Origin of the sequence: Alteromonas sp. IB21, assembly GCF_016405965.1 — a bacterium.
In the GTDB taxonomy this organism is placed as follows: Bacteria; Pseudomonadota; Gammaproteobacteria; order Enterobacterales; family Alteromonadaceae; genus Alteromonas.
This window is the reverse complement of sequence record NZ_JAEFCD010000019.1, coordinates 78,938-91,313: the sequence shown is the minus strand read 5'-3', so window position 1 is coordinate 91,313 and position 12,376 is coordinate 78,938. Positions and strand designations below refer to the sequence as shown.

Sequence of the window (12,376 nt, the reverse complement as noted above, 5' to 3'; positions counted from 1 at the left end):
TGAATCGTCGTTATGTTGACACTCTTAACGAGTGCCCACACAGATTGTCTTGTCTAAATTTTTAAAGAACATTCACTTGAAGCCGTTGCTTCCTAGTGACTCACCCTGTTCGAGTGAGGTGCGCATTATACGCTGGAAGTTTTCGTTGTCAACACTTTTTGAAAATTTATTTTCTGAAGCGCTTCTTCTAAACTCCCGTCTTTACTGGCCTATAAAGGTAGTAGAGACTTACTTCAGGAGAGTTGCTGTTTTGCTTTTCCCCCGAAGCGGATGCGCATTTTAGGGAAATGAGCGCTCACGTCAACACTTATTTTAAAAAAAGTGTCACATTCGTTTTGAACGCTCAAAATACCAACTATTTCCAGTATTTCAGCTTATTCCTTAACCTAAACTTACGCCAAAGGTTCAAAGGCTTCTTCTTAATTTTATCTTTATAGTTGTTATTAAAGTCATCAACGGCATTTAAAATCCGTTCGCAGTTATGTCCGTCTTTATATGCTTCATGATAATGAGCAAAGTCATTTACTTCTTTCATTAAGTCATCAGGTCGAGACAATGCCGTTTCAATTGCGCCCTCTACTTCATTAACATCGGTAACATTCAAGAGGTGTTTTCCAGGGTTTGTATTGCGATAAGTAACAACAGGCTTATCCATCAACATAAACTCTAAGATAATTGAACTACTGTCGCACAACATGACATCAGATTGCTGGAAGTCTTCTAATCGAACATTATCAATAAAGGAAACATTGCTATGTTCGTCTGCCAAAGCACGGTACTTATTTAAAAGCGCTTGGTCGCTTATCTTTGGATGAAACGTCAATCGCCAATTCCAATTTTTGGTTTTTGCCAGTTGGCTTATAGTGTCAACAAGATGTGGAGCTGATGAAATTCCCTTTGAAAAGGTTGTGCCATAGAGGATAGTTGGAGCCTTATTAAGCTTCTCGTAGTTTAAGAAGTAAGGATCAACCTTAGCCCACCCCGTTTGATACACTTTGAAGAATTGATGTTTCGCTTCGAGCTTCTTGAAATACCCTGTACTGCTTGGTCCTTGAGTACAGTACATATCAAACCACCCGCGAATAGAAAAGTGATCATCTTTTTCATTATTCTTTTCTCCTCGCTTGCCTATGGGGTATCCATGAAACACAGACACTTTTATTCCAGGTAAAAAGTGAAATATGAGATTCCCGCATGCAAAAATTGCGAGAGGGTTAAAATCGATAATGTCTTCAACGGTATTAAGCCTCACCTCATCAGCCTCTAAAAGGTCAGGACACCCATCCTCTAAAAACCACGCAGCTTCATCGCCTCTAGCTCTTATTGCTTCTTGTAGAGGTCTGTATATAGGATATGCATAAGCAAGCCCGGTAAAAAACACATAGCGTTTTGACATCTATTCTTCTCGATATTTCTCGTAACGCATTACTCTATCATTTTTCTTTTCGACATTCCTTGGGCGGTGTTTGCATTGAGGATTCTCTAGGCGCTTATAAGTATCAACCCTTCTTTTTTGCTGTTAAAGTTTACATCATTCACTTTCCTACTTTGTTTATAAGAGTGTGTAATGCATAAATCAGTAGATAGCTTTAAGGGTGTCTCACCTATTTTAGGGAAGCACGTTTACATCGATGCCTCTGCAAGAATAGTTGGAGATGTAGTATTAGAAGATGATGCGAGCATTTGGCCGTTAGTAGCCGCTCGCGGTGACGTGAACAAGATTCGAATCGGCGCTCGCTCTAATATTCAAGATGGAAGCGTTCTACACGTCACTCGTAAATCTGAGAAAAATCCAGAAGGGTTTCCATTAATTATTGGCGATGACGTTACTGTTGGTCATAAATGCATGCTGCATGGTTGCCAGCTGGGTAATCGAATTTTAGTAGGCATGGGCGCTATTGTGATGGACGGCGTGATTGTTGAAGACGATGTGTTTATTGGTGCGGGCACACTAGTACCGCCAAACAAACGATTAGAGAGCGGATATCTTTATGTCGGAAACCCTATGCAAAAGAAAAGACTGCTCACAGACGCTGAAATGGCATTTCTGAAACAATCTGCCGTTAACTACGTAATATTAAAAGATGAGTATCTTGAAGAAGCGAATTAGTTTCGCTTCTCGCTTTGCTCAACGATATTTCTGACCCGCTTTACAATATCCGATGTATCAGGGCGCTTTTGTGTCCATATATAGAAGGCTTCGGCCGCTTGCTCAACCAACATCCCTAGCCCATCTATTTGTGTTTTAACACCTAGCTCAGCCGCATTTCTCATAAAGCGCGTGGGTGAGTTTTTATAAACCATGTCGTACACCACCTCACAGTGTTGTAAAACACCGTCATTTAAACTGCACGGCAACTCATTGCTTAGACTGGCCGCTGTAGAGTTAATGATAATATGAGGCTCAACATTTGCGATATCGTCAAGCGCAACGACGTTAACTTTTGAGTTTGAAGCAGCGTTCGCCACTTGTTCCGCTTTCGCTTTTGTTCTATTCGCTATGGTCAATGATGCAGCGCCTGCATCTATCAAAGGAGAAATCACGCCACGGGCAGCACCACCGGCACCAATAAGCAACACACGCTTATCTCTAATTTCAACGCCGTTATTGAGCAAATCGTTTACCAGCCCAACACCATCCGTGTTGTATCCAAGCACTTCACCATTGTTACCATTCATTAGCGTATTAACAGCTTGTGCATCTTTTGCTGCTTGGTCATCTACCTTTGCAAAATTGAATGCATCGAGCTTGAAAGGCATGGTGACGTTGCAGCCTACTGCTTCATCCTGTGCTAAAAACGCTTTCGCGGCTTCAATAAAGCCATCTTCAGGCGCAAGTATCTTTTCATAAGAAATCTTTTCTCCCACTTGATCTGCAAACATTTGATGGATAGTTGGTGATAAACTCTGTGAAATAGGATTTCCGAATACAGCGAATTTTTTCATGGGAATACGAGACTTATTTAATATAAAGAAAAGCGACAATCGTTCTAAGAAGGGTACACCATATGAGCGTATAGGTGGAGAGGAGAAAGTACGGGAGTTAGCAAATGTTTTTTACGACATTATGGAGACCGATCCGCTAGCAAAAGAGCTACTTGCTATTCACCCTCAGCCACTAGACAGAATTCGTCATGTGTTTTTTCTATATTTGAGTTTATGGCTTGGCGGCCCTGATGATTATCAGCAGCAGTTTGGTCATCCGCGTCTGCGTGCGCGTCACCTTCCTTACACGGTAACACCCGAGTTGAAGGCACAGTGGATGTACTGCATGAGAAAAGCCATGTTTAAAACCGTTGATGATATTACTTTAGCACAACAGTTAATTGAGGCGCTTGACCAACTTGCCGATCACATGGTGAATACACAATAAAAAAGCGCGTAAAAAGGATTAACCTTTTAACGCGCAAGTCCCCTGTTACTGTCTACGCTCTTTATGGCGCATAACGTAGTGCAATTGTGAAAGCCTGTTACTTGTTAAGGCATGAAGCTAGAAATTAGAAGGTATAGCCTACCGATAAAGTATAAACCCAAGGGTCTATTTCAATATCGCCAACCGTACCAGCCGCTTCGCCCACTTTAAATGTGGCTTCAGTATCAATATCTATATAGCGAACCGACGCATTTACATGCCACTTTTTATCGATTTGGTAATCCATGCCTACTTGGGCTGATAAGCCAAATGAGTTATCTAACGATAAATCACTCAAACCCGCCGTTTCATTTGCACCTGTAAATTCCTCGTCAAAGATAAAGGTATAGTTAATACCTGCACCAACGTAAGGCTGAAACGCTGAGCTTGAATCATTGAAGTAATAGTTAGCAGTTAGTGTTGGCGGTAAGTGTGTTACCTCACCAAGCTGATTGCCAGTACCCAATGGATCGGCAACGGAGAAGGTAACGTCATGCTTAAATGGCGTTGCTGCCAGTAACTCTATATTAATATTGTCCGTAATAAAGTATGCAACGTTTAAACCTAATTGGGTATCGTTGCCGATGTTAAGTGCAACGCCAAGATCCGTTCCACCAGCCACGATGTTAGACGTTGATTCATCGGGCGCTACCGTAGTAAGACCGCCACGAACAATCCAGTCGCCCTGTTGATGAGCGCTGGCTAAAGGTGAAAGTGCAGCAAGTGTAAGACAAAGTGCAGATAAAGTGTGTTTGCGCATAATGTGTCTCTTTATATGTTTAACTAAGATGGCGCTACTTTACGCCTTTAGCTTAGCGAAACATTGATCCAGCGCAAGGTTGGTAAGCTGCTGAAACACTCATGATATTCAGTATTGATGTAGATCAAAAAACGCCGTGTAAAGATATTACGCGGCGCATTTGAAGTCATTAAAATACGTTTTTAACTATCGCGGTAATGCGTAAATTTTGAATCCCAATGGAGTCTAATTTATGGCGTGTCACCAGTCTGTAGGCTTCAACCAGTCTGTTAACTTAGCTTCAGCGCTACCCGGTGCTGGCGTGTAGCAATATTCCCAGCGGGCTAACGGCGGCATTGACATTAAAATAGACTCCGTGCGCCCGCCGGTTTGCAAACCAAATAAGGTGCCGCGGTCAAACACGAGATTAAACTCAACGTAGCGACCTCTTCGATAAAGCTGGAAATCACGCTCTCTTTCGCCGTAATCGGTATGCTTACGGCGCTCAACAATAGGAACGTAAGCATCAATAAAGCCATTGCCTACCGCCTGCATAAATGCAAATGACTGTTCAAAGCCCCATTCGTTGAGATCATCAAAAAATAAACCGCCCACGCCGCGGGTTTCGTTGCGATGCTTTAAATAAAAATACTCGTCGCACCACTTTTTGTACTTAGGATACACATTCTCGCCAAATGGCTTACACAACTTCTTCGCGGTGTTATGCCAATGCGCAACATCGTCTTTAAACGGATAGAACGGTGTTAAGTCAAAGCCACCACCGAACCACCAAATGGGGGCTTCGCCCTCTTTTTCAGCAATGAAAAAACGAACATTAGCGTGGGATGTTGGGATATACGGGTTATGTGGGTGAATTACGAGAGATACGCCCATCGCCTGAAAATTTCGCCCTGCAAGTTCAGGTCGATTAGCCGTTGCTGATGCGGGCATTTGGCTTCCAAATACATGGGAAAAGTTAACGCCACCTTGCTCAATCACCGCACCATTTTTTAATACTCGAGAGCGGCCGCCGCCTCCTTCTTCACGTTGCCAGCTGTCTTCAACAAACTGACCTTTGCCATCAGCAAGCTCCAGCGTTTGGCAAATGGTGTCTTGCAATCCTAATAGATAGCTTTTTACCTGTTCAATGACCTCGGCGGCGTTTTTACCATCCAGTAATTCTGCTGATATCATGCTCTTATTACCTCTGCTGTATCACCATCGCGAATGGTACTGGGTTTGGTTGCACCGCCAACTTCTCCGTCAACGTAAAAGACGGAATCGGCGAATACGGTTTTTGCTTCTTCAGTGGTGGTAGCAGGCGGTTGACCGGTTAGGTTAGCGCTTGTAGAAACGAGTGGCTTTCCTAGCTTGTTGCACAGCTCTACGACCACGGGATGATTAGTTACGCGCACTGCTATTTTACTGTGCTTGCCCGTTAACCAAACAGGCGCCGACGCCGACTTGGGTAACAACCAAGTATTAGGGCCAGGCCAGCTTGAAAAGATATCGGTGCGCCTGTCAGGACGAATAGCATTGTCGTCAACATAAGGCAGCAATTGACTGTAATTCGCAGCAATTAATATCACGCCTTTTTCAACTGGTCGCTGTTTTATCTCTAACAACGCATTTACCGCGGCTTCGTTATCTGGGTCGCACCCAATACCCATTACCGCTTCGGTTGGATAAACGATTAAACTGCCAGCTTGAAATGCAACAACAACTGGGTCTACTTCAGATAAATTAGCCTCAACGGGGTTAAACGTATTTACGCTCCCATTTTGGGTATCAGACATGATTTTGATCTCTACGTATAGTTCTTGGTGTAGTTACTTTTTATAGCCGCAAGCCGGCTGAGGACACTGTAACTGCCCTTTTTTGTCTATTAAAACTCCCCATCCACAATCGGGGCAGTTTTCATTTACTGGCGTGAAATTTAGCACATAACGGCATTTCGGATAATGGTTACACGCAAAAAACTGTTTACCGTATTTGTTAGTACGCGAGATTAGCTGACCTTTCTTACACTTTGGACAATCTACCAAAGTATCTTCTTTTTCTTTTATAGGCTCAATGTGATGGCAAGAAGGAAAGTTAGTGCAGCCGATAAACATACCAAATCGGCCCTTCTTTATTGCCAAGTCAGATGTGCATTCAGGACAGGCTACGCCCTCTAGGGTTTTGAGTATAGTGGTTTGCTTATCGTGAAGTGGCTTGCTGAAAGTACATTCAGGATAGCCCGTACATCCTATAAAGGGGCCTGATTTGCTGTTCTTTATGTGAAGAGGTTTACCGCAGTCTGGGCAGTCTCCGAAATTATCATCAAGAGCATGCTCGTGCGCTGAAAAAAGTGAATGGTCTATTTTAGACATGTATTAGACGTTAAGGCCTTAAACACGCTGCTATTTCACAGCGTATTCTTAAATAGTTTTTTTTAAATGCCAGAGTTTACGACTGCATTAATGCAGAACACCATCTGGCTCTTCGAACAAAAGATCTTCCATCTGCGCGTAGGCTTTTTCTTTGCCAGGCACGTTAAACAGTACCATTAGCACAACCCACTTCAGATCTTCTAAGCAAAATTCACTGGAGTCGATTTCCATAACACGGTCTATTACCATCTCGCGTGTAGACGCATCCAATACATTGACCTGCTCTAAGAACATAAGAAAGCCGCGACATTCCACATCTAAACGCATTTGTTCTTCATGCGTGTAAATACGGCTTAAGCTAGTACTAATACCTTTGCAAAAATACGGTTTAATATCCGTTTCTTGCAGTGCTGCTAACTTTTCTAACCATGCAAGGGCTTTATAAATCTCATCGTGGTGGAAACCGGCGCGCACTAGCTCTTCCGTTAACTCGTCTTGATCAACACGAATTTCCGTTTCACTGTGAATGAAGTTTTCAAACAGATACATGAGGATATCGAACATATTATTTTCCCCTCAATTTAACGTAACCACCAGGGACAGCGGCTACCAAACCACGCAACTCATATTCTAATAATGATGCCATTGCTTGCGATACAGATAAGGCATTACGCTGGGCTATAACATCAATAGCGGTGATGTCATAATCCACACTAGCTAATAATTTATCGGTTGCCAAGCTATTCGCTGCACTTTTTTCGTCTTGTTCATCTATGCCTAAGCTTATCTGCTCAGGGTAAACCCCAACTTCATCAAGAATATCGTTACTAGTAGTTACTAATTTTGCGCCTTGCTGGATTAACCAGTGGCAACCTTCCGAATACGCGTTAAAGATATTTCCTGGCACCGCGAACACTTCTCGCCCCATATCTGCGGCCAAATTCGCAGTTATCAAGGTACCGCTTTTAATTTTTGCCTCTACCACCAAGGTTCCAAGGGATAATGCTGCAATTATCCGGTTGCGACGAGGAAAGTGCCAAGGCTTAGGTCCTTGCCCGGGGAAAAACTCTGTAAGGCTTAACCCCCCATTATCGTTAATATCAGTAAGTATCTTGATATTTTTGGCTGGATAGACTTTATCAGGCCCCGTGCCCATAACTGCTATGGTGCCCGTGCTCCCTGCCATAGCACCTTGATGTGCAGCGCTATCTATTCCCATAGCGAGACCACTCGTTACCACCACTCCGTTATTAGATAAGCCCTGAGCGAAGTCATTAGCAGTTCGCTTGCCTTGATGACTGGCTCGTCGACTACCTACTACAGCGATTTGCTTTTTTCGTAACAGTTCTAAATTGCCCGTAGCAAATAATACCAATGGCGGGCTGTCTAGTTGTTTGAGTAACTCTGGATAAAGTGGTGAGTCTAAGGTGATGATGTGTCGACTATGACCGGTTTCTTTCCAGTTGAAAGCAGCATCGACATGCTGTTGCGATATTTGACCTATAAGCGCTTTTGTTTTTTCGCAAAGCGCGGCGTATTCTTTTAAAAGCTCGGGGGGAGAAAGCTGGTAGCGCTCCAGCACTTCTAGCCAACTCTTTGGCGAAACGCGCAGTGCAGAAGCAAATTTAACCCACGGTAACAGCGTACTATCGGGGTGTATTGGTTGTAAGCTCATCATCGCTCCTTAGTGAGCGACAATGAACTTAAAAAGCATTAAGGTTTCGCCACTATAAAGCCGCGCTTAATTCCTTTATTCGCTCGCGTTATTAACCCATAACTTGCCGCATCAAACGTTTTAAATACTACGACTTCGCCAACTTTAAGTGCGGGCTGTGATACCGTATCGATAAACCATTCACCGCCGCTTCTCGCGCCAGGCTCATCGACATAACGCGGGCTTTCTTCATCGATAATAGCTGGGCCTTGAGCGTAAACCCCCAAGACGGTTCCAGGAGAAACATCAATGGAGCCCAAATCGAGGATGACAACATCATACTTACCAAGTAAATCGTGGTCGTGTAAGTCGCCTACTACCGCCCCTCTTTGAGATTTGGCTGGAACCAGTTCAAAGCTATCGGGATGCTCAAACCCACCCGCCATTAGCTTATCGCCACGCTTTGCTTCCTGATCCGCATCATCAATGAAAAGCAACATAGTATCGTCAGCTTGTCCTTTTTCTACCAGCGAAGCCGAAGATACGTGAGTAACTTGAATACCCAGAGTTTCTCCGTCTAGATTTTTTATAGTAGCGTGCTTTCTCACTACCCTAAACTGATCGTCAGTACTGAATTGTTGTTGACTGAGGACGAAATCGTCCGATGCAAACCTTACGTTTCCGTCCTGATTTCCCAATAATTTAGGCAATGCCTTATAGACGCCTTCTTCAAGAAGCATGTGCTGCCTGATAAACGGAGAAATCGTTGTCCAGGAGAGTACATCTACCGGCTTTGGTTTTAAGCGTCTGTCTGTAGATGGAGAAAGCTTGTAAGTGGGTTTGTCTCGTTTAACCGTTAAAACAGGCTCACCATCAACAAAACCGACCACAATTATGTCACCAGGATAAATTAAGTGAGGGTTATCTATTTGCGTATTGGTACGCCATAACTCAGGCCAAAGCCAAGGTTCGTTTAGAAAGATATTTGCAATAGCCCAGAGCGTATCTCCACGCTTTACCGTATAGGTTTCCGGCGCTGTTTCTTTGAGTTGAAGCGCAAATGCAGGTAACGACAACAATGCACAAATAAATAGTATTGCGCCGCGACGCGCACTTATTAATCGCTTTTTCAAATTAACCACCTGCAAATTATTCACTATCTCTTTTTGTTGCTTTTTCGCACAATAGCACTATATCGGCAAAAGTTGTTATTCTTATAGGTCTTCGGCAAAAAACTGCACGAAAGTAACCGATATACGTTAGAATAGTAACTTAATAAGCACTGTAAAGCGTGCTGGCAATTAGATCGTATATGAATTTATACAGCGAAAAGGTGAAGTAAGCGAGAAATGGCAATTTTAGACGTATTAAGTTTTCCTGATGAGCGTCTTCGTACGGTAGCTAAACCAGTCGAAGAGGTTAACGACGAAATTAAACAACTGGTATCGGATATGTTCGAGACCATGAAAGACGAGAACGGAATTGGCCTTGCAGCTACGCAAGTTAATCGCCATGTTCAAGTTGTTGTAATGGACGTATCAGAAGATCAAAACGAGCCACGCGTATTCATTAACCCTGAAATCATTCGTAAAGATGGCTCGACAATTAGTGAAGAAGGTTGCTTATCTGTGCCGGGCAACTACGCCAAAGTAGAGCGAGCAGAAGCGATTACCGTTAAAGCTTTAGATCAAAATGGCGAGTCGTTTGAGCTAGATGCTGAAGGGCTGCTGGCCATTTGTATCCAGCACGAGCTTGACCATTTAAAGGGTAAGTTGTTTATCGACTATCTTTCTCCGCTCAAACGCCAACGTATTCGCAAAAAGCTTGAGAAAGAAGCGCGTCTTGCAGCTAAAGCCTAAGGAATAACGTGACAACGCCATTGAAAGTTATTTTTGCCGGTACTCCGGATTTTGCAGCTAAACATTTGTCGGCACTACTTGATAGTGAGCATGAAGTAGTAGCGGTTTACACCCAGCCTGACAGACCTGCTGGACGTGGTAAAAAGCTAACAGCCAGCCCTGTTAAAGTGCTTGCAGAAGAAAGTAATATTCCTGTTTATCAACCCCACTCTTTAAAAGTCGAAGATGCACAGCAAGAACTTGCTGCGCTTAACGCCGACTTAATGGTTGTTGTTGCCTATGGTCTGTTACTTCCAACGGCGGTGCTTAATGCGCCTAGACTCGGATGTATCAATGTACACGGTTCAATTTTGCCTAAGTGGCGCGGTGCAGCGCCAATTCAACGTGCTATATGGGCGGGAGATGCTGAAACCGGTGTAACTATAATGCAGATGGACGAAGGCTTGGACACAGGTGACATGCTACACATTGCAACCTTGCCCATTGCCGCTAACGATACTAGCGCGACCATGTACGACAAACTTGCCGAACTTGGACCTAAAGCCTTAGTAGATGTAGTCAATGACTTCGAAAGCTATTCTCCTACGAAGCAAGATGACACGCAGGCTACCTACGCCAAGAAGTTATCTAAAGAAGAAGCCTTAATCGATTGGTCTGAGGACGCCGAACAGATTGAACGCAATATTCGAGCGTTTAATCCATGGCCCGTAGCTTGGATGCAGGTTGAAGATCAAAATGTAAAAGTGTGGGCTGCCAATGTGGTTACCCTTTCAAACACATGTCCACCCGGAACTATCGTTAGCGCGAATAAAGAAGGCATTACTGTTGCCACTGGACGCGACGCGCTTTGTATTACATCGCTTCAGATCCCTGGTAAGAAAGCGCTCCCTGCCTCTGACGTAATCAATGCTCGCAAAGCTTGGTTTGAAGTAGGTCGTTGTCTGACACAAACGGATTAAACGTGAAACCACTACCTCTACCGAAACAAAAAAACTTACGTGCCGATTGTGCGTGGGTTATCTATCAAATCTTAGAGCAAGGTAAATCATCTCGAGAGTGTTTAGAGCGCGTCCAACGCAGGCACAATGCAAGAGATAATGCATGGTTGCAGGAGATGTCGCTTGGAGTCATGCGTCGTCTTCCTCTACTGCAGCATTGGCTTAGAACCCTGCTCGATAGACCTTTAAAGGGCAATAAAAAAGTCGTTGAGCACTTGATTCTTCTTGGCCTCTATCAGCTTAATTTTTCTCGAGTAAGTAAGCATGCAGCGGTAGGTGAAACGGTGGCCGCAGCGTCGTATCTAAACGCCGCCGGGCTTAAAGGCTTAGTGAACGCAGTGCTGCGCAATTTTCAGCGTGAAGAGCTTGCCAGCAAACCAGTTGAAGACGCCATCATCAACAGTGGCCTACCCAAGTGGTTATATAAAGCGATAGAAGAGGCTTATGGTGCTGATGCAGATCACGTGCGCAATGAAACAAACGCAATGGCCCCTATCTGGCTTCGCGTTAATACAATTCAAACATCCCTAACAGCATTCACTGAAGCACTTGATGGCGCCGGGGTTCAATACACGCTAAGCGATCAGCATTCAGATGCGATCATACTCACTAACAGAGAAGACATTACCGCCCTGCCTGGTTTTGAAAAAGGCCACTTTGCAGTGCAAGATGGTGCGGCTCAGTTAGCGGCACATTATTTAAAACCGCAAGCAAATGAACGGATTTTAGATTGTTGCGCTGCCCCCGGCGGGAAAACAGGCCATATTTTAGAACGCGCACCAAACACTGAATATGTATTGGCTTTGGATGCGGATGCTAGTCGTCTTAAACGCGTCGAAGAAAACATGACTCGGCTTAAGCATCAGGTTGATATTAAACAAGGGGACGCTGCTGATCCTGATTCGTGGTGGGACGGTAAGCTATTCGATAGGATTTTGCTGGATGCGCCTTGTTCTGCCACTGGTGTTATTCGTCGCCATCCAGATATTCGCTGGTTACGTAAAGCCAATGATATAGATAATCTCGCGCAGTTACAGCGCCGTATCTTGGATACATTATGGGGCCTGTTAAAACCTGGCGGTACGCTGCTTTATGCTACTTGTTCCATTTTGCCAAAAGAAAACGTAACGCAAATAGCGCAGTTTTTATCAGATACTCCCGATGCAATGTTGTCGCCGATCACGAAAACTGAAACCCTTGAAAAACCTGGTCGCCAAATTAAACCAGGTGAACAACAAATGGATGGTTTCTACTATGCGAGACTGGTAAAGTCGGCAGAGTGAGAGCTCAATAGTTGTGCAATATCGCAAACGTAAGACCGGCACGAATACGAAGGCAAAAT

Annotated in this window: 14 protein-coding genes; 5 read left to right on the top strand and 9 right to left on the bottom strand. The window is 44.0% G+C overall.

Annotated elements, in window-relative coordinates; genetic code table 11:
- Window positions 1–355 precede the first annotated feature (355 nt).
- Window positions 356–1,396: a UDP-N-acetylglucosamine 2-epimerase gene (locus JC525_RS13645; RefSeq protein ID WP_198816309.1), complete on the bottom strand. Its 1,041-nt coding sequence runs from the start codon at window positions 1,394–1,396 to the stop codon at window positions 356–358.
- Between the two features lie 171 nt (window positions 1,397–1,567).
- Here JC525_RS13645 and JC525_RS13640 point away from each other — a divergent pair, with 171 nt between their 5' ends.
- A complete protein-coding gene (locus JC525_RS13640) occupies window positions 1,568–2,110 on the top strand; it encodes a gamma carbonic anhydrase family protein (RefSeq protein ID WP_198816308.1) in 543 nt (180 codons plus the stop codon).
- Here JC525_RS13640 and aroE read toward each other — a convergent pair.
- Complete coding sequence (gene aroE / locus JC525_RS13635; RefSeq protein WP_198816307.1) at window positions 2,107–2,946, bottom strand: shikimate dehydrogenase; 840 nt, start codon at window positions 2,944–2,946, stop codon at window positions 2,107–2,109. The two genes, JC525_RS13640 and aroE, sit on opposite strands and share 4 nt — an antisense overlap.
- Between aroE and JC525_RS13630 the strand changes: the two genes are divergently transcribed.
- Window positions 2,945–3,373 (top strand): group II truncated hemoglobin, encoded by a 429-nt coding sequence (locus tag JC525_RS13630; RefSeq protein WP_198816306.1) that lies wholly within the window; start codon window positions 2,945–2,947, stop codon window positions 3,371–3,373. The genes aroE and JC525_RS13630 overlap by 2 nt on opposite strands.
- Before the next feature lie 124 nt (window positions 3,374–3,497).
- Here the strand turns inward: JC525_RS13630 and JC525_RS13625 are convergent, their stop codons facing one another.
- The 7 genes from JC525_RS13625 to JC525_RS13595 form a co-directional block, all read right to left on the bottom strand.
- The gene (locus tag JC525_RS13625) at window positions 3,498–4,172 is read right to left on the bottom strand and encodes an OmpW family outer membrane protein (RefSeq protein ID WP_198816305.1); all 675 of its coding nucleotides are present in this window, start codon (window positions 4,170–4,172) and stop codon (window positions 3,498–3,500) included.
- 240 nt (window positions 4,173–4,412) lie between these two features.
- A complete protein-coding gene (gene hemF, locus JC525_RS13620) occupies window positions 4,413–5,345 on the bottom strand; it encodes an oxygen-dependent coproporphyrinogen oxidase (RefSeq protein WP_198816304.1) in 933 nt (310 codons plus the stop codon).
- Entirely contained in the window at window positions 5,342–5,947 is a 606-nt protein-coding gene (locus JC525_RS13615; protein ID WP_198816303.1) for a Sua5/YciO/YrdC/YwlC family protein, read from the bottom strand. The genes hemF and JC525_RS13615 overlap by 4 nt, the downstream gene beginning before the upstream one ends.
- A gap of 33 nt (window positions 5,948–5,980) precedes the next feature.
- Window positions 5,981–6,523: a DNA topoisomerase family protein gene (locus tag JC525_RS13610; RefSeq protein WP_198816302.1), complete on the bottom strand. Its 543-nt coding sequence runs from the start codon at window positions 6,521–6,523 to the stop codon at window positions 5,981–5,983.
- Between the two features lie 87 nt (window positions 6,524–6,610).
- Window positions 6,611–7,087, bottom strand: coding sequence for a DUF494 family protein (locus JC525_RS13605; protein WP_025257120.1), 477 nt, complete (start codon window positions 7,085–7,087; stop codon window positions 6,611–6,613).
- Window position 7,088: 1 nt separating this feature from the next.
- Entirely contained in the window at window positions 7,089–8,198 is a 1,110-nt protein-coding gene (gene dprA, locus JC525_RS13600; protein ID WP_198816301.1) for a DNA-processing protein DprA, read from the bottom strand.
- Between the two features lie 38 nt (window positions 8,199–8,236).
- On the bottom strand, window positions 8,237–9,310 hold the full coding sequence (locus JC525_RS13595; RefSeq protein ID WP_198816300.1) for a LysM peptidoglycan-binding domain-containing protein: 1,074 nt from the start codon (window positions 9,308–9,310) through the stop codon (window positions 8,237–8,239).
- Between the two features lie 216 nt (window positions 9,311–9,526).
- Here JC525_RS13595 and def point away from each other — a divergent pair, with 216 nt between their 5' ends.
- From def to rsmB, 3 genes are read left to right on the top strand one after another with little or no spacing between them, the layout of a single operon-like run.
- On the top strand, window positions 9,527–10,036 hold the full coding sequence (gene def / locus JC525_RS13590; RefSeq protein ID WP_014977863.1) for a peptide deformylase: 510 nt from the start codon (window positions 9,527–9,529) through the stop codon (window positions 10,034–10,036).
- Window positions 10,037–10,044: 8 nt separating this feature from the next.
- Complete coding sequence (gene fmt, locus JC525_RS13585; protein ID WP_198816299.1) at window positions 10,045–10,995, top strand: methionyl-tRNA formyltransferase; 951 nt, start codon at window positions 10,045–10,047, stop codon at window positions 10,993–10,995.
- Between the two features lie 2 nt (window positions 10,996–10,997).
- Window positions 10,998–12,317, top strand: coding sequence for a 16S rRNA (cytosine(967)-C(5))-methyltransferase RsmB (gene rsmB / locus JC525_RS13580; protein WP_198816298.1), 1,320 nt, complete (start codon window positions 10,998–11,000; stop codon window positions 12,315–12,317).
- Window positions 12,318–12,376 lie beyond the last annotated feature (59 nt).

Coding starts and splice junctions, on each gene's coding strand:
- JC525_RS13645 (WP_198816309.1), bottom strand. CDS start 1,396: ATGTCAAAACGCTATGTGTTTTTTACCGGGCTTGCTTATGCATATCCT.
- JC525_RS13640 (WP_198816308.1), top strand. CDS start 1,568: ATGCATAAATCAGTAGATAGCTTTAAGGGTGTCTCACCTATTTTAGGG.
- JC525_RS13630 (WP_198816306.1), top strand. CDS start 2,945: ATGGGAATACGAGACTTATTTAATATAAAGAAAAGCGACAATCGTTCT.
- aroE (WP_198816307.1), bottom strand. CDS start 2,946: ATGAAAAAATTCGCTGTATTCGGAAATCCTATTTCACAGAGTTTATCA.
- JC525_RS13625 (WP_198816305.1), bottom strand. CDS start 4,172: ATGCGCAAACACACTTTATCTGCACTTTGTCTTACACTTGCTGCACTT.
- hemF (WP_198816304.1), bottom strand. CDS start 5,345: ATGATATCAGCAGAATTACTGGATGGTAAAAACGCCGCCGAGGTCATT.
- JC525_RS13615 (WP_198816303.1), bottom strand. CDS start 5,947: ATGTCTGATACCCAAAATGGGAGCGTAAATACGTTTAACCCCGTTGAG.
- JC525_RS13610 (WP_198816302.1), bottom strand. CDS start 6,523: ATGTCTAAAATAGACCATTCACTTTTTTCAGCGCACGAGCATGCTCTT.
- JC525_RS13605 (WP_025257120.1), bottom strand. CDS start 7,087: ATGTTCGATATCCTCATGTATCTGTTTGAAAACTTCATTCACAGTGAA.
- dprA (WP_198816301.1), bottom strand. CDS start 8,198: ATGAGCTTACAACCAATACACCCCGATAGTACGCTGTTACCGTGGGTT.
- def (WP_014977863.1), top strand. CDS start 9,527: ATGGCAATTTTAGACGTATTAAGTTTTCCTGATGAGCGTCTTCGTACG.